The sequence below is a fragment of the Bradyrhizobium sp. genome (assembly GCF_036009065.1).
Taxonomy (GTDB): Bacteria; Pseudomonadota; Alphaproteobacteria; order Rhizobiales; family Xanthobacteraceae; genus Bradyrhizobium.
Window position 1 is genome coordinate 1 of sequence record NZ_DASYMN010000311.1, and the last position, 18090, is coordinate 18090.

The following is an 18090-nucleotide window of genomic DNA, read 5'->3' on the forward strand; positions in this document are numbered from 1 at the left end:
GCGTTGTCGCAGCCCTTGCTGCGCATCACCAAAGCGGCCTTGCCGGTGAAGGCTGCAAACTTGACCTCGCCGCTGACGCCGTCGGCGATGTGCCGCGCCAGCGTGGTCTTGCCGGTGCCGGCATAGCCGAACAGCCGGAACACTGGCGGCGTGCCGTTTTTACCCGGCTTGGCCTTCAGCCAGTCGGCGACGGCTTTCAGCGCGGAATCCTGATGCGGGGTGAAGGCGGGCATGGGTCTCAATGAAGGGAAGGTCGCGCAAGGTTTTACCGCGACTCACGTCCCGCAGGCTATAGCACAGGCCACCTTCCGCCGTGCGGAATTGCTTGACGGTGGACTTCGGCTTTCGGGGGTTTACACTGCGACAACAACAAGCCGGCCGCGGGAGGCGAAGAATGAAATTCGGGATTTTTTATGAGTTGCAACTGCCGCGCCCATGGCAAGCCGGCGGCGAACTGAAACTTTACCAGGACGCGTTGACCCAGCTCGAACTCGCCGACCGCTGCGGCTACGACCACGCCTGGGTGGTGGAACATCATTTCCTGGAAGAATATTCGCATTCGCCCTCGCCGGAATCCTTTCTCGCCGCCGCCTCCCAGCGCACCAAAAACATCCGGCTCGGCCATGGCATTTTCCAGCTCACCACCAATCACCCGGCGCGCGTCGCCGAACGCGTCGCGGTGCTCGACCTGCTCAGCAATGGCCGCGTCGAGTTCGGGATGGGCGAGAGCGCCTCGATTACCGAACTCACGCCATTCGGCCGCAACATGGAAACCAAGAAGGAGGTATTCGAGGAAGCCGTCCGCGCCATCTTCCCGATGTTCAAGGACGGCGGCAGCGAGCATCACGGCAAGTATTTCGACATTCCCTTGCGCAACGTGGTCCCAAAACCGCTGCAGAAGCCGCATCCGCCATTGTGGATGGCGTGCTCGCAACTGCCGACCATCGAGCGCGCCGGCCGATGCGGATTTGGCGCACTGGGCTTCCAGTTCGTCAGCGCCGACGCGGCGCATGCCTGGGTGCACGCCTATTACAACGCCATCACCAAGCGGCTGAAGAAGCTCGCCGACTACGAGATCAATCCCAACATGGCGCTGGTGTCCTTCTTCATGTGCGCGAAAACAGACGAGGAGGCCCGCGCGCGGGCTGACGGAGCCACCTTCTTTCAGTTCGCGCTGCGTTATTACGGCGCGTCGCAAAACCGCCAGCGACCGGCGCCGGGCACCGTCAACATGTGGGACGAATACAACAAGTGGAAGCGCGACAATCCGCAGGCGCAGGAGGCGGCGTTGCGCGGCGGCCTGATCGGCTCGCCCGAAACCATCCGCAAAAAGCTGCGGCGGTTTCGCACCTCGCATATCGACCAGGTGATCCTGCTCAACCAGGCCGGCAAGAACAGCCACGAACACATCTGCGATTCACTTGAATTGTTCGCGAAGGAAGTGATGCCGGAATTCAAGTCCGATCCCGAGCATGAGGAATGGAAAAGAGGCGTGATGAGCGGCGCGATCCAGCTTGAGGAAATCGACACGGAGGCCTTCACCGACCGTTACGGCAAGCTGGCGGTGAACGTCGCGCCGTCGAAGCCGAGCGTTGCGGCGGCGGGGTAAGGACGCTACATCGTCATTGCGAGGAGCCCTTGCGACGCAGCAATCAGTCCTTGCTTTTTCTGTATTGCTTCGCTTCGCTCGCAATGACGAGAACAGGGAAACCAGGCGATGGAACGCAAGCTTCTTCAAATCGCCGTCGCCCTCGCCGGTCTGGTAGGCGTCAGTTTCGGCCTCGCGGGCGTGGTGTTCGGCACCGCTTTCGTCGACATCTTCGACGATGGCGCGATCGACTCCTCGGTGCGTTTTTTCAAGGGCATGCTGCTGGCGATCGGCCTGATCTACTGGTCGTGCATTCCCGACATCGAACGTCGCGGCGAACGGATATCGCTGGTGACGTTCATCCTGGTGTGCGGGGCGGCCTCGCGCCTGATGGCCGTGATTGGCCATGGCGTGGCGACGCTGGGCATTCTCGTCAGCCTGATCGCGGGACTGATCCTGGTGCCGCTGCTGTGGCTGTGGCAACGCCACGTCGCCGAGGTCGCGCACCGCAGCGCGCTCACCTGAATGAAGCGCGTCGGGCTGTGGATTTTTTATAGTGTCGGCGCGCTCGCGATCGGCTACCTCGCGCTCTACGCCTACGCAGTTTTCACCGCACGCGATCTGCAGCCGGGCGATCCGATCCACATTTTCCGCAAGCCCGATGCACCGAGTTATTCGTGATCACCGCACACACCGCCGTCATCCTGAGGAGCGCGCACTTGCGCGCGTCTCGAAGGATGGCCGCAGGGACGGTGTTCCAACTTCCATCCTTCGAGGCTCGCCGAAGACGGCGAGCACCTCAGGATGACGTCGTGTTATGTGGTGGCGCCGATTATGCCGTCGCCGCTACCCGGTGAGAGTCGCCGGCGCCGGCGGGCGTGATCGGCAGGCCGCCATCGGCGTATTCGTTGAGCTTGTTGCGCAGGGTTCGGATCGAAATGCCGAGGATGTTGGCGGCGTGGGTGCGGTTGCCGAGGCAATGTTTCAGCGTCTCCAGAATGAGATCGCGCTCGACGTCGGCGACGGTGCGGCCGACCAGCGCGCGCGTTACCTGTTCGGCGGCGAAGGTGGCATGGGCGACTGCCGGCGCGGTTTTTGCCAGATCGAGGCGGTCACCGTCGGGCGAGAGAATGGCGTCTGCGCCAATTTCATCGCCCTGCGCCATCAGCACCGAGCGGTGCATGGTGTTTTCCAGTTCGCGGACGTTGCCCTGCCAGCGGTTGGTGGTCAGTACCCGCCGCGCCTCCGCCGAGATCGGGCGCACCGGCACGCCATTGGCGTCGGCATATTTGCGCGCGAAATGCTGCGCCAGTTCGAGGATGTCCGCCGGGCGCTCGCGCAGCGGCGGAATTTTCAAATTCACCACGTTGAGCCGGAACAGCAGGTCCTCGCGAAAAGTGCCGTCGCGCACGCAGTCCGCCAGATTGCGGTTCGAGGTGGCGAGGATGCGGATGTCGATCGGCACCGGCCGCGTGCCGCCGACGCGGTCGATGACGCGCTCTTGGATCGCGCGCAGCAGCTTCGATTGCAGCCGCACGTCCATTTCGGAGATTTCGTCCAGCAGCAGCGTGCCGCCGGTGGCTTCCTCGAATTTGCCGATGCGCCGCGCGACGGCGCCGGTGAAGGCGCCCTTCTCATGGCCGAACAATTCAGATTCCAAGAGATGCTCGGGGATCGCCGCGCAGTTGATCGAGATGAACGGTTTTTTGGCGCGGTGGGAGCGGGTGTGCACATAGCGCGCCAGCACTTCCTTGCCGGTGCCGGATTCGCCGGTGATCATCACCGAAGCGTCGGAACCCGCGATCTGCTGCGCCAACCGGATCACTTTCGCCATCGCTTCGTCGCGGTAGACCAGATCGCGCGCATCGTTGGCGACCGCGGCGAGCACCGCGGCGATCAGTTCCGGATCGGGCGGCAGCGGGATGTACTCCTTGGCGCCGGCGTGGATGGCCGCGACCGCGGCGCGGGCGTCGCTGGCGATGCCGCAGGCGACGATGGGGACATGGATGTGTTCGGCCTCGAGCCGGATCACCAGGTCGCGGATGTCGAGGGCGACGTCGACCAGCAAGAGGTCGGCGCCCTTGCCGCCGCGCAGCACGCGCATCGCTTGTTCGTTGCCCTCCGCATGGGTCACAGAGGCGCCATTGTCCATGGCGATCTTGGTGGCGGTCGTAAGCTGGCCCTTCAATGTGCCAACGATGAGAAGCCGCATGGTGTTCTCCTGTCAGTTCGCGCGAGTGGCGCGGTCGTTAAAGCCTCAGGCGCGTTCCGCCTTGATGATTTCCGTCATGGTCACGCCGAGCTTGTCTTCCACCAGAACCACTTCGCCCCGCGCCACCAGGCGATTATTGACGTAGATGTCGATGGCCTCGCCGACGCGGCGATCGAGCTCCAGCACGGTGCCGGGGCCGAGCTTCAACAGCTGGCCGACATCCATCTTGGAGCGGCCGAGCACCGCGGAGACCTGGACCGGCACGTCGAACACGGCTTCCAGATCGGCTGCGACCCGCGAAATCTGTTCGTCCTCGTGATATCCGATGTCCTCGATGGCAGGCGCGTCCGCAGCGTTGAGATCGGGAAGCGGCACGTGGGTATCGGTGTCACTCATGGTTCAATCCTCATGGCCGCCAAATTTGCGGCCTGATCGCGGGACGCCATATAGCGCCCGACAAGCTCGTTGATCTTGGCTTCGATCGCCGCACGCTCAAGCACCACGCCGCCGTCGGCCCATTCGATTCTGCAGTCGCCGCTGTCGATCTCCGGCTCCGCCAGGATGACGAGGCGGCCCTCAAAACCGCTTTGCTTCGCCAGCCGCTCGATCCGCTCGCGGGCGGCGTCATAGAGCTGTTCGTTGATGCGGACCACGAGATGCGGCGTCGAGACCAGGTGCGAGAAGCAGTCGCGCACCAGCGCTATGATTTCGGTCAATGGCTCGCCGGCCATCAGCTCGCTGCACAATTTGCGCGCCACCGCTACCGCAACGTCGACCGCCTCGGTTTCCATCCGGGTTTCGATGCCGGAAAACCGCGTCGCAATGGTGCGGATCGCGATGCCGATTTCCTCCAGCGCCAGTGCGGTGCGGCGGTCGCTTTCCGCCTTGGCCTCGCGCATCGCAGCATCAAACCCGTCGCGATAGGCGCGCGCTTCGGCGGATGCGATCTGCTGCGCGATTTCCGATGGCGTGGCGGCGCGCTCGCGGCCCTTCTCCGGGGCGGAGAAGTCCGTGTCGAACAGGAATTTTGCGGGGGCGACCATCAGTACACCAGCTCGTCGTCGGCGCGGTTCTTGCTCAGCATGATCTCGCCCTTGGCAGCGAGATCCTTGGCGAGATTGACAAGTAGCGCCTGCGCCTCGTCGACGTCGCGCAGGCGCACCGGGCCGAGCGCGGCCATGTCGTCGAGCAGCATCTTGCCCGCGCGCGACGACATGTTACCAAGAAAGAAGCCGCGGACTTCCTCATTGGCGCTTTTGAGCGCGATGCCGAGCTTGGTCTTGTCGATGTGGCGCATCAGGGTCTGGGCCGAGGCTGAATCCAGTTTCACCAGATCGTCGAAGGTGAACATCAGCGCCTTGATGCGCTCGGCGGATTCGCGGTTGTCTTCTTCCAGCGAGGTGATGAAGCGGGTTTCGGTCTGGCGGTCGAAATTGTTGAAGATTTCGGCCATCACCTCGTGGGCGTCGCGGCGGCGGGTCTGGGACAGGTTGGACATGAATTCGGTGCGCAACGTCTGTTCGACGCGCTCGATCACCTCTTTCTGCACCGCTTCCATCTTCAGCATGCGGCCGACCACGTCGAGCGCCATGTCCTCGGGCAAGATCGCGAGCACGCGCGCAGCATGCTCGGGCTTCAGCTTCGACAGCACCACGGCGATGGTCTGCGGATATTCGTTCTTGAGGTAATTGGCGAGCACCTCTTCCTGGACGTTGGAGAGCTTTTCCCACATGTTGCGGCCCGCCGGTCCGCGAATCTCGTCCATGATTCCGGTGGCGCGTTCCTTGGGCAGATATTGCTGCAGCAGCCGTTCGGTGGCGTCGAAATTTCCCATCAAGGCGCCGGACGCCGACATCCGCGACACGAATTCGAGCAGCAGATCCTCGACCACGTCGGCTTCCACGGTGCCCAGCGTCGACATCTGCATCGACAGCTCGCGCACCTCGTCGTCCTGCAGCAGCGCCCAGACCTTGCCGCCATACTGTTCGCCCAGCGCCAGCATCAGCACCGCCGCGCGCTTCGGGCCGCTCATCGGCTTGCTTTTCGGGCGGCCGTTCTGACGGCTCGCCAGCGTCGCGACCACGCTGGCGATATCGGTACTGTTGTTCGGTGTGGTTTGCGGTACGGCCATGTCAGGTCACGCGGGCTCCGAGAGCCATTGACGGATAATCGAAGCGGTCTCGGACGGATTGCGCTCGGCGAGTTCGCCGACGCGGTGCACCGACTGCGCATGAACCTGGCCCTGCACCTGTGCCACGTCGATCATCTGCGCGGCGGCGCCGGGAACGAGATTCTGTCCGCCGGTGGCCTGCGTGCTGGAATCGGCGAGCGCAGGCAAGGCGACGCTGGTAATGGCCGCGACCGGTTCGGCGGCGAGGATGCGCTTGACCAGCGGCCGCACCACCATGAACAGCACCACGAAACCCAGCAGCATCATGACCGCAAGCTCGATGCCGTACATGATGTCGTCTTTGGTGAACTGAAACATGCCGAGCCAGCCCGAGGGCTCGCTGACCGGCACGACCGAAGGCGCGTCGGCAAAGCGCAGGTTGACCACCTCGACCTGGTCGCCGCGCTTCTGGTCGAAGCCGATGGCCGAACGCACCAGCGCCGCGATGCGATCGAGCTGCTCCTTGGAGCGGTCGGCGTAGACCATCTCGCCCTTGTCGTTCTTCGAATAGCTGCCGTCGATCAGCACGGCGACCGAGATGCGGTTGACCCGTCCGGCCTCGGTCACCTCGGTCTTGGTGATGCGGGAAATCTCGTAATTGTTGGTTTCCTCGGTCTTCTTGCTCTGGTCGCGCGCGGCCGGGGCATTATCCGGGCGCTGGGCGCCCGGCAGTTCGTTGTTGACCGTGACCTGGCCGTTGCTTTCGGCGGTGGCCGAGGATTCCTCGCGGGTCTGGCTGGAGCGCAGCACCCGGCCTTCGGGATCGAACTTGTCGGAGGTCTGGGTGATCTTGTTGTAGTCGAAGTCGGCCGAGAGCTGGACCCGCGCACGGCCGCTGCCTACCACCGACGACACGATCGCCTCGACCTGGTTGCGCATCCGCTTCTCAAAGCCGGCGCGGCGCTCATCGCCGGTGGTGCCGTCGGCATCGCCGGTGGCGCCGTCGGCCAGCAATTGCCCGGCTTCGTCGACAATGGAAACCCGCTGCGGCTTCAGGCCGTTGACGGCGGAGGCAACCACGTGGCGGATGGCACGGACCTGCTGCGGCTCCAGCGTGCCGCGCACCCGCACCACGATGGAGGCCGACGGCTCCGGCGTTTCGCGTGAGAACAGCGGACGCTCCGGCAGCACCAGATGCACGCGCGCGGCCTGGACGCGGTCGATCGCCCGGATGGTGCGTGACAGCTCGCCCTCCAGCGCGCGCAAATGGTTGATGTTCTGCACGAAGCTGGTGGTGCCGAGCGCGTCGGACTTGTCGAAAATCTCGTAGCCGACGCCGCCGCCCTTGGGCAGTCCGCCTTCGGCAAGTTTCATGCGCAACCGTGTCACTCTATCCTTGGGCACCATGATGACGGCGCCGTCGTTGCGCAACTCGAAGGGGATGGCCTGGCGCTCCAGATCCTTGACGATCCCGGCGGAATCCTCTGGAGAAAGGTCGGTGAACAGGGTGGTCAGCACTGGCGTGGTGACGCGCATGATGACGAATCCGAAGAATCCGATCAGCGCGGCGGTGACCGCAACCATCGCCATCACCCGGGGCGCACCCAGACTTCTCAGGAAACCCGCAAGACCCTGCAACGAACCAGCCCTCAAGATTCGGCCGCAAGAGCCGACTGGGCAATTATTGCCTATGGGATGGTTTCGATATGGTTAATGAAGGTTAAAGGCGCGGGGGAATTGTCGAGCACGCAAAAAATCGGCCTTGCAAGGGAAGGCCGATTTTCGGAAAATTGCTGAGGTCTCGTGCCCCGGACGCAGCGCAGCGCGTAGCTCTTGCGAAGCGGTGCGCTGCAGAGCCGGGGCCGTAACGAACGCTGGTGCTTGGTATGGTCCCGGTTCTGCGAAGCAGCGCTTCGCAAGAGCTACGCGCTGCATCGCGCCCGGGACACGGAGAGCGGCTTATTGCCGATACTGCTGGATGCGGGTGGTGCGCAGTCCGGCCAGGCCATGCTGGTCGATGGAAAATTGCCAGGACAGGAATTCGTCGACGGTCAGCGTGTAGCGGCTGCAGGCTTCCTCGAGGGAGAGCAGGCCGCCGCGAACCGCGGCAACGACTTCGGCCTTGCGGCGGATCACCCACCGCTTGGTCCCCGGCGCGGGCAAATCCGCAATTGTTAACGGACTGCCGTCGGGCCCGATGACGTATTTTACCCTCGGGCGATGGGGTTCTGTCATGGCGTACTCACAAACTCTCAACCACTGAACTCACTGGAACAACGTACCCCCCGCGACTTAAAATTTGCCTAAGCGCTGGGTCCAAATACGATTCTCCTTCGAATCGACATGAAAACGCGCCCCAGCGCAGCAATGTGTGCCGGGGTGAAGCAGGGTATGAATGAAGTGCTAACGCTGACCGATGTCAGCCGTCATTGCGAGACGAAGCAATCAGTGCTTTTTGGCCTTCTGGATTGCTCGCTTCGCTCGCAATGACGGTGGAGACCGTCAGCTCGAGATGCTCTTGATCTGGTTCACCGTGTAGGTCTGGCCGTTGATCGACAACAGCGGCGGCTGCTGCGTCAGATCGACCGAGTTGACCAGGCCCCGGATCTGGGTCGAGACCGCCACGGGATTGCCCGACGCGTCAAGCGCAGTGGCGGTCATGGTGTATTTGCCGTCCGGCCACTGCGTGCCGTCATTGCCCTTGCCGTCCCAGGAAAAAGCCTGGTTGTCGCCGGCGGTGGCAGGATACGCGCCGCTGAAAACGTTCTGCCCGGTCGAGTTGGCGATGGTGATGGCGACGTTCGAGTTTGTCGGAACACTCAAGTTCCAGCTGGCGGCGCTGTTGACCAGATTGGTGGTGCTGCCATCGACGACTGCGGTCTTGCCGACGAAACCCAATGCCTGCGTCGATTGCGCGGTCTGCTGCAGCGACACCAGCGTGGTCAGTTGATCGTTGGTGCGAAGCTGCTGCTCGACGCCTGCGAACTGCACCAGTTGCTGGGTGAACTGGTTTGTATCCAGCGGATCGAGCGGGTTCTGGTTCTGCAGCTGCGTGGTCAGCAGCGTCAGGAAGGTCTGGAAATTCCCGGCGAGCGTCGAGCCCGCGGTGGAACTGATGGTCGCGCCCGAGGCGTCCTTGGTCGGAAGCGGTGTCGTGCCCGATACGACCTGCGGGGCCACGCCTGATGCTGTCGTCATGTCCGTCTCCTAGACCCTGATGTCGACGCCGCCGCCCGATCCGGACATGCGGCCATATGTTCGTCCCGCCACCGCGCCGGCAACGGTCTCGTCTTCGCTGATGATCAGCCGCTGCGGATGCCGGCCTGCCTCGTTGCCGGAGTTCTGGCCGGACGAGGACTGGTCGCGCAGGCTGAATTGCAGGCCGCCGTCGGCGGTCTTGAATCCGGCATTGTCGAGCGCGCGCTGCAATTGCGGCGCGTCCTGACGCAGCATCGCCAGCGTTTCCGGCTTTTCGACCGTCAGATGCGAGGTCAGCTGGCCGTGGCGGTCGACGTCGATGCGGACATCGATGCGGCCCAATTCGGCTGGATCGAGTCGGATCTCGAAGCGGCTCTTGCCGCTCTGCGCCGACACCGCAATCTGAAGCGCAAGGCCGTTGAGCGGCACAACTGCGGTGGTTGCGGCGGTGACGGTGAGTTGCGTGGCCAGGGGTGTCGGAGCGGATGGCGCCTGCGGTTGCTGGAGGGCGTTCGCAGCCTGATTTACTTCAGGCGTATCGGTCTGAAACTGTGCCGTCGCGGCGCGGTGTTCGTGCGGTGCCGCCGTCGCAGCAGCGGTTGCCGGCGCGTCGGTGTTTGCAGGATAAATCTTCGCAGCGTCTACGGCACCGCCGTCGGGTTTCGGTTTGCCGTCAGTGGCCGGGCCGTGCGGCGCAACGCCATTACTGGCGGCGTCCGACGATGTCGATGTCGCGGCAGGATCGGCTGCGCGCGGTTGAATGCCGGTCTCGATCGATGCAGCGCTTTCGCCGGGCCGCGCGGCGATGGTCGTCTTAGGCGTTGGCTTTGGTGTAACAGCCGCAACCGGCGTCGCTGCAGCGACAGCGGCTGTCAATTCCGGATCGGCCCCCACAACTGCATCGGCTTTCACGGCGGGCTGGTTGACGGGGGTGCCGATTGCGTCGGTTGCAGACGTCCGTGCATTGATGGCTACCGCCGCAGCCCGTACGGCGACATCCGTGGCCACAGCGACTGCGGTTGCCATTATCGGCGCCGCTTCTGATGGCGTGGTCGCTGGTATCGCCGGCGCTGAGGCGGGCTTTGGCTGATCGCCCAAGCCTTTTACCGCCGCTGGGACTGGTTTCGACGCCTCAACAGTCGACGTGCTGGTGGCAATCGCCGCCGCGGCAATTGCCAGCGGTTCCGTTGTGCTGGCCGGCGATGCCGGCGCGGCGACGATATCCGTGGCTGCGATGGGGACTGCAATCATGGTGGAGACCGCGGCCGTCACGGCGGCGGTTTGCAATGACGCAGCGGGATCGGCCGATGTGGTAGGATCGGTTGCGGTGACGATGTCCGGAGCCGCGTCCTCGATGGCCGATTTCACAATCCCAGTTTGCGTTGACCCTGGCTTTGCCGGCTCGCAGACCGCGTCGGCTTCGGCCTTCGAACCGGCGGCGGGCTGCACGGCGCTGGGTTCCTCGTCCTGCGAAGCCGTCTTTGCGACGGCTGTCGAAGAAGATGCGGCGTCGCGCGGCTGCCGGCCATCCGAGGTGGCGGACGGCTCGTCGGGACGCTGCGAGGGCCGGTGCGGCGTCGTTGGCGTGGTGCGATCATTGCCCGAGGTGTCGGCGGCATTGCTGTCGATCAGCGCCGAAAAGCTGTCGGGCGCCGGTGATTGGTCCGCTTTCGCGGACCTCGATGGCGCGTTCTGAAGAGACAGGTTTGCGGCGGTTTCTGACGTCACGCTGAACACGGGCGGCCTTTCGCGATGATTCACCATCCAGGTCAGCAAGGACCGGGCCACCCCAAGCTCCGAAATAAAGACTTGATATTTCAATTAGTTATGTGATATGAGCGCAAGCAGCGGGGCCACGGCAACCGCTTCCTTTCTGCCCGGCGGCAAGAATTGCCGTTCACCCCGTGCAAAAGCAGGCCGCGCGATTGCCTCACGGGAATGCGGACTATATGAAAGGCTGACTTTAGCCGCTCCGGTGAGGCGAATTCGCTTTCCCCGGCCCGCTTGTGATTCGGAACCATGCTCAACAGCCTCGATCTTGAAGGCCGTCCCCAGGACACACGGATCGTCGTCGCCATGTCCGGCGGCGTCGATTCCTCGGCGACGGCTGCGCTGTTGAAGTCGGAAGGCTATGACGTGGTCGGCATCACGCTGCAGCTCTACGACCATGGCGCCGCCACCCATCGCAAGGGCGCCTGCTGCGCCGGGCAGGATATCCACGATGCCCGCGACGTCGCTGCGCGCCTCGGCATTCCGCATTACGTGCTGGACTACGAGAGCCGGTTTCGCGAGTCGGTTATCGACAGCTTTGCCAATTCCTACGCTGCCGGCGAAACCCCGGTGCCGTGCATCGAATGCAACCGGTCCGTAAAATTCCGCGATCTGCTCAGAACCGCGCGCGAACTCGGCGCCTCGGCGCTTGCCACCGGGCATTACGTCGCGTCGCGCCGCATGGCGAATGGATCGCGCGCGCTGGTCTGCGCCGCCGATGCCGACCGTGACCAGAGCTATTTCCTGTTCGCGACCACGCGCGAGCAGCTTGATTATCTCCGTTTTCCGCTCGGCGACATGACCAAGCCGCAAACCCGCGAGCTGGCGCGGCGCTTTGGATTGTCGGTGGCCGACAAGCAGGACAGCCAGGACATCTGCTTTGTGCCGACCGGGCGCTATACCGATATCGTCGGCCGCTTGAAGCCGAACGCGATGGAGCCAGGCCAAATCGTTGATCTCGATGGCCACGTCATCGGCAAGCATCAGGGCATCGCGCATTTCACGGTCGGGCAGCGCCGCGGCCTCGGCATCGCTTCCAGTGCACCGCTCTATGTGATCAGGCTCGAGGCCGCCAGCCGGCGCGTCGTGGTCGCCCCCCGCGAAGCGCTGCGGATGCATCGTATTATGCTCCGCGACGTGAACTGGATCGGCGGCGGCGCGCTCGACCGCGCGGTCGGCGGAGGCCTGGAGATTTTCGTGCGGGTGCGCTCGACCCGCGCGCCGCAGCCGGCATGGCTGCGTGCGGTCGACGGCGCCTGGGGAGTGGAACTGGTGGCGGGCGAGGAGGGTGTCTCGCCCGGCCAGGCCTGCGTGTTCTACGATGCACCGTCCGGACAGGCGCGCGTGCTCGGCGGCGGATTCATCAAGAGCGCCACCGCAAAAAGCGCAAGCGCTGCGATGCGTGAAGCCAATAAACCTCAGCCTTTGTTGCAGGACTGAGCAAGCAAGAAAATTCGGGCGGGGGCATGGGCAACGACATCGACCGCGCGGGGGTCGCTAAGGCTTATGGCCGCTGGGCGCCGGTCTACGATCTCGTATTTGGCAAGGTATTCGAACAGGGCCGCCAGTCCACCATCGCCGAGGCCGACAAGATCGGCGGCCGGATTCTCGACGTCGGCGTCGGCACCGGACTGTCGCTGTCGGATTATTCGCGCACCACCAAACTGTGCGGCGTCGATATTTCCGAGCCGATGCTGCGCAAGGCCCAGCAGCGCGTTCGCGCAATGGGTCTTTCCAACGTCGAAACCCTCGCGGTGATGGACGCCAAGAACCTGGCTTTCGCGGATTCCTTCTTCGATGCTGTGGTGGCGCAATATGTCATCACCGCGGTACCCGATCCGGAAAGTACGCTGGACGATTTCATCCGCGTGCTGAAACCCGGCGGCGAGCTCATTCTGGTCAATCACATCGGCGCCGAAAGCGGTCCGCGCCGGATGTTTGAACTGGCGTTTGCGCCGCTGGCGCGCCGGCTCGGCTGGCGGCCGGAATTTCCCTGGGCGCGCCTCGTCGACTGGGCCGCGAAACATGGCGGAGTCAGTCTTGCCGAGCGCCGTCCGATGGCTCCGATGGGACACTTTTCGCTGATCCGCTACCGCAAATCGTGAATAGCCGGCCGATTTTGTCGGAACCTGCGCCCGCGCCGGCCGTTTCCTTACATGACCCGGAAATCTCTTTTTCTATCGTGTGTGATGATCGCGGCGTCCGGCGCAGCGTTGGCGCAGGCGCCGCCGACGCCGGTTACGCCGCCCTCGCAGACCGTACCGCCAGCGCCTGCGCGCGGCGCCAATAATTGCGCGCCGACAGAATCGACTCCGCAAGGCGGTATCGCGCCGCAAGGCGCAACCACCGGCCAGCGCGCCGAGCCGCTGGGAGACAAACTGGCGAGATCCGACGGCGTGCTCTGTCCGCCCGCAGGCATCGACCCGGCGATCCGCGCGCCGACGCCCGACGCCGGCAATACGCCGGTGATCCCGCCGCCCGGCAGCCCCGGCGGCGATCCCACGATCCGGCCGAAATAGCCCGGTTCGTAGGCACTTGGCGCGCCATCCGCGTTTGCTTGACATGCCCCTGACCGGCTTCTTATATGCCGCGCGTTCGCGGTTGCGGCACGTGACGGACGCCGTGGCGGGGTAGCTCAGCTGGTTAGAGCACGGGAATCATAATCCTGGGGTCGGGGGTTCGAGTCCCTCTCCCGCTACCAAGACTTCGCGCCGAAGCGGGGTGATTGCAGTGTTCATTCCCCTATCGCGCCGGTTGACACTTCGGATTTCAGCAGCTTCACTTCGGCGTCGATCGCATATTATTATGCCGACGCAGATTATTCTGTTCAAATCCATTTGAGTACGATCTATGGCGAAGAAGGCTGGCGTTTCCGCTCAGCGCATTCGGCTCCCTATCCTGCGTTCGACAGGACAAGACGTTCGAGGCGCTGCGAGCGCTGATGCAGGGCGGTCGTCCTCCTATCGCGTTGATCGGTGCTGACGCCAGGGCAAAATCCGGATATTCCACCTGGCCGGAACTGCTTCAGTGTTTGCATAGCGCCGCAAGCAAAAGGAACAAGGCAACTCCGTGGAAGAAGAACCTGGACGATATCAATGACGCTCCGGATCAAACGGTCGGAAATGAGCTGAGGTTAGACGGCGCTTTCATTGGGATGCTGCCGGCTAGGAATCCCCCATATACGCTCCTGTTCGTGAAGCCGATGTAGTCGGGTAATTATCGACGTTTGCTGCATTCATTCAGTCGTGATGTCGTTTCTGCTGCAACTGCTTTCCGTCCTCAAAGATATTCGTCACGCGGGCCGGCCCGAATAGCGGCCTAACGCGTGACCACCATGACTTCTTGACCGAAATTTGCATGACGGGCTTGCCGTCAAAATGGACCTGGATGAGCGAAGCGGCTGCCGCGATGATTTCTATGTGCGCCCCGCTCAGGATTTCCGAGCCTGTTCGTTCCAGCGGGATGTAAAGCTTCGACGGGTGGAGCTGGCCCTGTGGCAAAGGACCGCCGAACTTCATGTACGCTGCCGCCTCATCCAACTTCGCATACTTCTCATTCAGTTGCGCGTATTTCTCGTTCCCTTGCCTGCTAAAGTCGATGTGGACGCCGCCGAGCTTATTGGCGGTGTACTTGATGATTTCCTCGCACGAAAAATTAGTGCCCAGGAAATACATGCGCGGCTGGGACTTAAATTGGTGAAGCGTCAGCATCTTCTGCTCAAGTCGGTCGATCGGCAGAAGCGAGCCGCTTTCAGGAGGCGGACTGGAAAAGCTCGAAACGCCCAGGCAGAGCTTGCCCTGGTCGAAACGAACACCTCCGGTCAAAAAATATTCCGTTGATGGCTGCCGGGGAATTTCCTCGAACACAGGCGAAGTGTCGACGCAAGGAAACGTTGCCTCCGCCTGGACTGTCTTTGCAAGAATCGCAAGCTTATCTTCGATCAACCAGCGCCGGAGGATCACGGAAGCGCTTCTTATACTAGCTTCCTCGACAGGCTTGTTGTGGGTGATGATCAGCGTGCCCATATGACGCAAGTCATCAAGGAACAGCCGCCGCATCTCGATGTATTCGTCGTTGGTCAGCATACTATCCCCAACGTTCCCTGAGTGCATCTTGCATTGATTCCGCGTGTGATACAATTTAGGGGTATATGAAAATCACAACAATGACGATTGCGCGCCTATATTTTACTCTCGTGGTAGGATTTATACGCGCCATTGTTGGCGGCTTCATATACACACTAGACCCCGCGTACAGGTAATGCTGGTTGCGGGGCGAAGTGTGTCCGCCAATTCTGCCATCCCAGGCCATCCGCTCCGCTCAACCGGATGTAAAGCACACAGCGCGTAAACTGGTAGCTCGTTGAAAGATTGTTGAGAGGGGGCTCAGGACAACCGAAGCCGATGTAAACGCCTAGGCGTGAGAATAAGGAAAGTACGTTGTCACTCCCCCTCAGCAATTTTTCGCCGCCGCTACTCAAGCTCTTTTCGGGTTCTGTTGCGAGAAGCTGGGAAAATGCGTGCCCACTGAGTAGGCTGATAACCTATTGCACCCAGCCTTCTGAACAGCATCGGAAAGAGAGTAGCTGGGATACAGATACATGGCTCCATACTAGCTGCGTCTGAGGGTATCAGAGGTAAAAGTGGGGCTGTTGTACATAGGGTCGCATCCCTTAAAATGCCGACATTGACGGTTTCCTATTTGACTAGAGGGTGTAGTCTCTTCATGTTTTAACGAGAGGAGGTTTTGATGAGATACTTTTTTTTGGTGGTTGCAGTTGCTTTTACGGTTTTCAGCTCGGTGGTCCCGTCCTTTGCCGATAGAGCCGGCCCTAACTTATGCGTCAAGGCACAGGCATTGAATTACTCTCCCATCAGGTTGGCTCAGGTGGATACCAAGTGCAAACGTATGGGTGGCACGGTATCTGCGCCGGTGTGCGGAGGTACCTGCACAAGTGGCCTTTGCGATATTCTCATTGATTCTGACGGTAAAAGTTCGTGCGGCTGCGCGTAAAATGCCCCACCTGAAAAGGACGGGCAATATCGTCTAAACTTGACAGCGTGTTGTCGAGTTCTGCGGCCGAGCTGAGCCCGATTTACTCCTGTCGCTTGGAAGCAACGGGCGAGAACTGGGGAGGGGAAATTAGGGAATGTTGGCGGTTGAGGTTGATCTGTGCCGAGGGACATCCTGCAAAGTGTTGGCAATCGCCAGGGTTGGCACGAAGCCATGCACAAGTAGCATCAACACTTGAGAAGCAACATTTGACCTGAAACCATGGCGACGCGCATACGCCGCTAGCAGTAGCCCAGCCGCAAGCCAGCTTCCCAGAATTATTGAGTGCAGCGCAAATTTGATATTGGGCCTGCGCTGACCCTGCGGACATTACGAAGAGGGACGCTGCAGCAATCGCGAACAGAACGAATCTTCGTATTTGAAAGAGCATAACTTTCTCCCTCTGAGTCATCGTCCGTACGGATGGAACGAGAATAATAAATACCACACTACACGAGAGCTGTCTGCCCAGATAAGCAAACTAGTGGGGCTCGTGCATGTTACAATCCTTCTCAGGCTCTCCATGACGGCTGCACACATAAATTAACATCAAGCGCACCTATACGCGCTTCCTCCTTGAGGCCGTCTACACCGAAAGCCTGCAGATTGCGCTCTCCCCACAACGGGTGAGAGCGTTTCTGGTTTTGGTTAAAGCGGGCGTTTGAAAAATGCTTCACCGTTATCGAAGCACACCAACTCCCAACCCTCTTGAGCCGAGTCGATTATACGCCTGCTCGCGCGCGATTGAATAATTTCGGAAATACCCGTGAGCGTCCTCAGATATGGATGGAGAACCGGGAGATGGTACGGTGACCAGCTTGTATACCCGCTTCATTGAAATCTCCTGTTTAGATGGTGAAGACGCAGAAACCCCTATATTCGGGGGTTTCGTGCGCCCTAGCGCATTTTAGAGCGTTCATGCTGGCCCGCATGCAGTTTCCGGATTTCCTCACCACCAACTTTGATTCTTGCATTGAGCGGGCGCTGGAAGTCGCCGGCCGCAAGCCCAAGGCTATCTCATGGCACCGAAGCAAAGAGGTATCGAATTTTCTGATCAATCTCGGCCACACACCGAGGGATCCCCGCGTCGTCTATCTGCATGGCAGGTACGACGACGCCCAAAAGAACATTATTTTAACGGAGAGCGCTTACGTTCGCGCTACATCGCCAGCGACGACGCGCGGCGAAAATTGATGGCTATCTTCATGACGCATCCGGTCGTCTTCGTCGGATTTTCAATGAACGATCCCGATCTCGCAAATCTCATGCGGGAGGTGACCGCGCGGCTCAAGGCAAAGCCACCCGCCCACTATGCCATCATAGGTTATCGGACAGACGTCGATCGCGAGGCTACGCGAGCGCGAATGGAAGGAAAGTTTGGCGTGCGTCCGGTATTTTTCGCCGAACGCCGACCGAGCCGAATGGAGATGATTATTCGAACCTTTTGCCGTTGCTGGAGGCCCTTGCAGGTCGCAGTCTCGCTGGGCAAGCGAAGCTGTCGGCGAAAAAGAAGCCAACGAAGTCTGCGTTTGCGCCCACCGAGTTCGACCCTGAAGACCCTCACAAGGTCGGGTTTGGCGGTCTCAGCGAGCACCACGAACGACGGATATCGGTCAGGATAATCCAGGGTTCGGAAGCCAAGGGCTATCTCGATCTCGCACTGACGATAGAGCTGCTAGTGAAGATTCGTCCCATAAGGGCAAGGTCTCTTGGCGGCAAGCAACGCGTCAGCCTGCCTGCTGGTTAACAGGGTTTCGGAGCCCCTCGCAAGTTCGGCAAGAATTCGATTGGCGTGAGCGGCATCGGCAGCGTCTTCATCCGCTCGCGACACGATGACGATCTCCTTTTCTCGTCGTAGTTCATTGGAGCGTGTGAATTAGGTCGAAGCGGCTCGCGTCACCTCTCCCCTGCGGGGAGAGTTCATCCCGCGCGCCCCGGCTCCAGCAATCCTTCCTCCACCGCCTTGATCTGCAGCGCCAAGTACTTCGAGTTGATGCGGCTTTGCGCGAGGCTGCCGGCGATGAACCACAGGCCCGGTTGCGCGGTGCGCACATACATGTTGCGCAGTTCCTGGTTCTCGCCGAAATCCCAGATCGGGCCGACGCGGTCGGCGACCTCGTCGCCGAACAGCTTTCGCACCAGATGCTGCTGGCCCTTGTA

The 18090-nt window shown here is 61.6% G+C and carries 16 protein-coding genes, 1 tRNA gene and 4 pseudogenes; 10 read left to right on the top strand and 11 right to left on the bottom strand.

The annotated features are described in order from the left end of the window. Positions 1-233, bottom strand: a pseudogene (locus VGP39_RS19075) (ATP-binding protein); the annotation flags it as partial. Positions 234-394: 161 nt separating this feature from the next. Here VGP39_RS19075 and VGP39_RS19080 point away from each other — a divergent pair. The 3 genes from VGP39_RS19080 (at position 395) to VGP39_RS19090 (ending at position 2269) form a co-directional block, all read left to right on the top strand. Continuing rightward, positions 395-1609, top strand: a complete 1215-nt coding sequence (locus VGP39_RS19080; RefSeq protein ID WP_327569659.1) for an LLM class flavin-dependent oxidoreductase — start codon at positions 395-397, stop codon at positions 1607-1609. A 108-nt stretch (positions 1610-1717) separates the two neighbouring features. Continuing rightward, entirely contained in the window at positions 1718-2113 is a 396-nt protein-coding gene (locus VGP39_RS19085) for a DUF4345 domain-containing protein (RefSeq protein ID WP_327569660.1), read from the top strand. Beyond that, entirely contained in the window at positions 2114-2269 is a 156-nt protein-coding gene (locus tag VGP39_RS19090; protein ID WP_327569661.1) for a hypothetical protein, read from the top strand. A gap of 151 nt (positions 2270-2420) precedes the next feature. Here the strand turns inward: VGP39_RS19090 and VGP39_RS19095 are convergent, their stop codons facing one another. The 8 genes and pseudogenes from VGP39_RS19095 to VGP39_RS28200 all read right to left on the bottom strand — a co-directional run. After that, positions 2421-3800: a sigma-54 dependent transcriptional regulator gene (locus VGP39_RS19095; RefSeq protein WP_327569662.1), complete on the bottom strand. Its 1380-nt coding sequence runs from the start codon at positions 3798-3800 to the stop codon at positions 2421-2423. A gap of 45 nt (positions 3801-3845) precedes the next feature. Next, complete coding sequence (gene fliN / locus VGP39_RS19100; protein ID WP_327569663.1) at positions 3846-4196, bottom strand: flagellar motor switch protein FliN; 351 nt, start codon at positions 4194-4196, stop codon at positions 3846-3848. Further along, a complete protein-coding gene (locus VGP39_RS19105) occupies positions 4193-4843 on the bottom strand; it encodes a FliH/SctL family protein (protein WP_327569664.1) in 651 nt (216 codons plus the stop codon). Before VGP39_RS19105 ends, fliN begins: the two co-directional genes overlap by 4 nt. Then, positions 4843-5931, bottom strand: coding sequence for a flagellar motor switch protein FliG (fliG, locus tag VGP39_RS19110; protein WP_327569665.1), 1089 nt, complete (start codon positions 5929-5931; stop codon positions 4843-4845). Before fliG ends, VGP39_RS19105 begins: the two co-directional genes overlap by 1 nt. Positions 5932-5937: 6 nt before the next feature. Beyond that, the gene (gene fliF / locus VGP39_RS19115) at positions 5938-7548 is read right to left on the bottom strand and encodes a flagellar basal-body MS-ring/collar protein FliF (protein ID WP_327569666.1); all 1611 of its coding nucleotides are present in this window, start codon (positions 7546-7548) and stop codon (positions 5938-5940) included. A 321-nt stretch (positions 7549-7869) separates the two neighbouring features. After that, on the bottom strand, positions 7870-8145 hold the full coding sequence (locus VGP39_RS19120; protein WP_002714638.1) for a DUF1153 domain-containing protein: 276 nt from the start codon (positions 8143-8145) through the stop codon (positions 7870-7872). Positions 8146-8412: 267 nt separating this feature from the next. Further along, the gene (locus tag VGP39_RS19125; RefSeq protein WP_327569667.1) at positions 8413-9108 is read right to left on the bottom strand and encodes a flagellar hook assembly protein FlgD; all 696 of its coding nucleotides are present in this window, start codon (positions 9106-9108) and stop codon (positions 8413-8415) included. A gap of 9 nt (positions 9109-9117) precedes the next feature. After that, a pseudogene (locus VGP39_RS28200) lies at positions 9118-9777 on the bottom strand (flagellar hook-length control protein FliK); the annotation flags it as partial. A gap of 475 nt (positions 9778-10252) precedes the next feature. Between VGP39_RS28200 and VGP39_RS19135 the strand changes: the two are divergent. From VGP39_RS19135 to VGP39_RS19155, 5 genes are all read left to right on the top strand, one after another. Beyond that, positions 10253-10804: a hypothetical protein gene (locus tag VGP39_RS19135; RefSeq protein ID WP_327569669.1), complete on the top strand. Its 552-nt coding sequence runs from the start codon at positions 10253-10255 to the stop codon at positions 10802-10804. 323 nt (positions 10805-11127) lie between these two features. Further along, positions 11128-12318 (top strand): tRNA 2-thiouridine(34) synthase MnmA, encoded by a 1191-nt coding sequence (gene mnmA / locus VGP39_RS19140; protein WP_327569670.1) that lies wholly within the window; start codon positions 11128-11130, stop codon positions 12316-12318. A 26-nt stretch (positions 12319-12344) separates the two neighbouring features. Continuing rightward, complete coding sequence (locus tag VGP39_RS19145) at positions 12345-12983, top strand: class I SAM-dependent methyltransferase (protein ID WP_327569671.1); 639 nt, start codon at positions 12345-12347, stop codon at positions 12981-12983. Positions 12984-13067: 84 nt separating this feature from the next. Beyond that, on the top strand, positions 13068-13397 hold the full coding sequence (locus VGP39_RS19150; protein WP_327569672.1) for a hypothetical protein: 330 nt from the start codon (positions 13068-13070) through the stop codon (positions 13395-13397). 105 nt (positions 13398-13502) lie between these two features. Beyond that, positions 13503-13579: transfer RNA gene (locus tag VGP39_RS19155), tRNA-Met, on the top strand. Positions 13580-14117: 538 nt separating this feature from the next. On the opposite strand, the gene VGP39_RS19160 is transcribed toward VGP39_RS19155, so the two are convergent. Beyond that, a complete protein-coding gene (locus tag VGP39_RS19160) occupies positions 14118-14963 on the bottom strand; it encodes a hypothetical protein (protein WP_327569673.1) in 846 nt (281 codons plus the stop codon). A gap of 1897 nt (positions 14964-16860) precedes the next feature. Between VGP39_RS19160 and VGP39_RS19165 the strand changes: the two are divergent. Next, positions 16861-17225: pseudogene (locus VGP39_RS19165) on the top strand (SIR2 family NAD-dependent protein deacylase); the annotation flags it as partial. 149 nt (positions 17226-17374) lie between these two features. Next, positions 17375-17677, top strand: a complete 303-nt coding sequence (locus VGP39_RS19170) for a hypothetical protein (protein WP_327569675.1) — start codon at positions 17375-17377, stop codon at positions 17675-17677. Between the two features lie 173 nt (positions 17678-17850). On the opposite strand, the pseudogene VGP39_RS19175 reads toward VGP39_RS19170, so the two are convergent. Beyond that, positions 17851-18090 (bottom strand): annotated as a pseudogene (locus VGP39_RS19175) (monooxygenase); the annotation flags it as partial.

What these genes read in the sequence shown, in the direction of transcription:
- VGP39_RS19080 (WP_327569659.1), top strand. Translation starts at nt 395, where the DNA reads ATGAAATTCGGGATTTTTTATGAGTTGCAACTGCCGCGCCCATGGCAA.
- VGP39_RS19085 (WP_327569660.1), top strand. Translation starts at nt 1,718, where the DNA reads ATGGAACGCAAGCTTCTTCAAATCGCCGTCGCCCTCGCCGGTCTGGTA.
- VGP39_RS19090 (WP_327569661.1), top strand. Translation starts at nt 2,114, where the DNA reads ATGAAGCGCGTCGGGCTGTGGATTTTTTATAGTGTCGGCGCGCTCGCG.
- VGP39_RS19095 (WP_327569662.1), bottom strand. Translation starts at nt 3,800, where the DNA reads ATGCGGCTTCTCATCGTTGGCACATTGAAGGGCCAGCTTACGACCGCC.
- fliN (WP_327569663.1), bottom strand. Translation starts at nt 4,196, where the DNA reads ATGAGTGACACCGATACCCACGTGCCGCTTCCCGATCTCAACGCTGCG.
- VGP39_RS19105 (WP_327569664.1), bottom strand. Translation starts at nt 4,843, where the DNA reads ATGGTCGCCCCCGCAAAATTCCTGTTCGACACGGACTTCTCCGCCCCG.
- fliG (WP_327569665.1), bottom strand. Translation starts at nt 5,931, where the DNA reads ATGGCCGTACCGCAAACCACACCGAACAACAGTACCGATATCGCCAGC.
- VGP39_RS19120 (WP_002714638.1), bottom strand. Translation starts at nt 8,145, where the DNA reads ATGACAGAACCCCATCGCCCGAGGGTAAAATACGTCATCGGGCCCGAC.
- VGP39_RS19125 (WP_327569667.1), bottom strand. Translation starts at nt 9,108, where the DNA reads ATGACGACAGCATCAGGCGTGGCCCCGCAGGTCGTATCGGGCACGACA.
- mnmA (WP_327569670.1), top strand. Translation starts at nt 11,128, where the DNA reads ATGCTCAACAGCCTCGATCTTGAAGGCCGTCCCCAGGACACACGGATC.
- VGP39_RS19145 (WP_327569671.1), top strand. Translation starts at nt 12,345, where the DNA reads ATGGGCAACGACATCGACCGCGCGGGGGTCGCTAAGGCTTATGGCCGC.
- VGP39_RS19150 (WP_327569672.1), top strand. Translation starts at nt 13,068, where the DNA reads ATGATCGCGGCGTCCGGCGCAGCGTTGGCGCAGGCGCCGCCGACGCCG.
- VGP39_RS19160 (WP_327569673.1), bottom strand. Translation starts at nt 14,963, where the DNA reads ATGCTGACCAACGACGAATACATCGAGATGCGGCGGCTGTTCCTTGAT.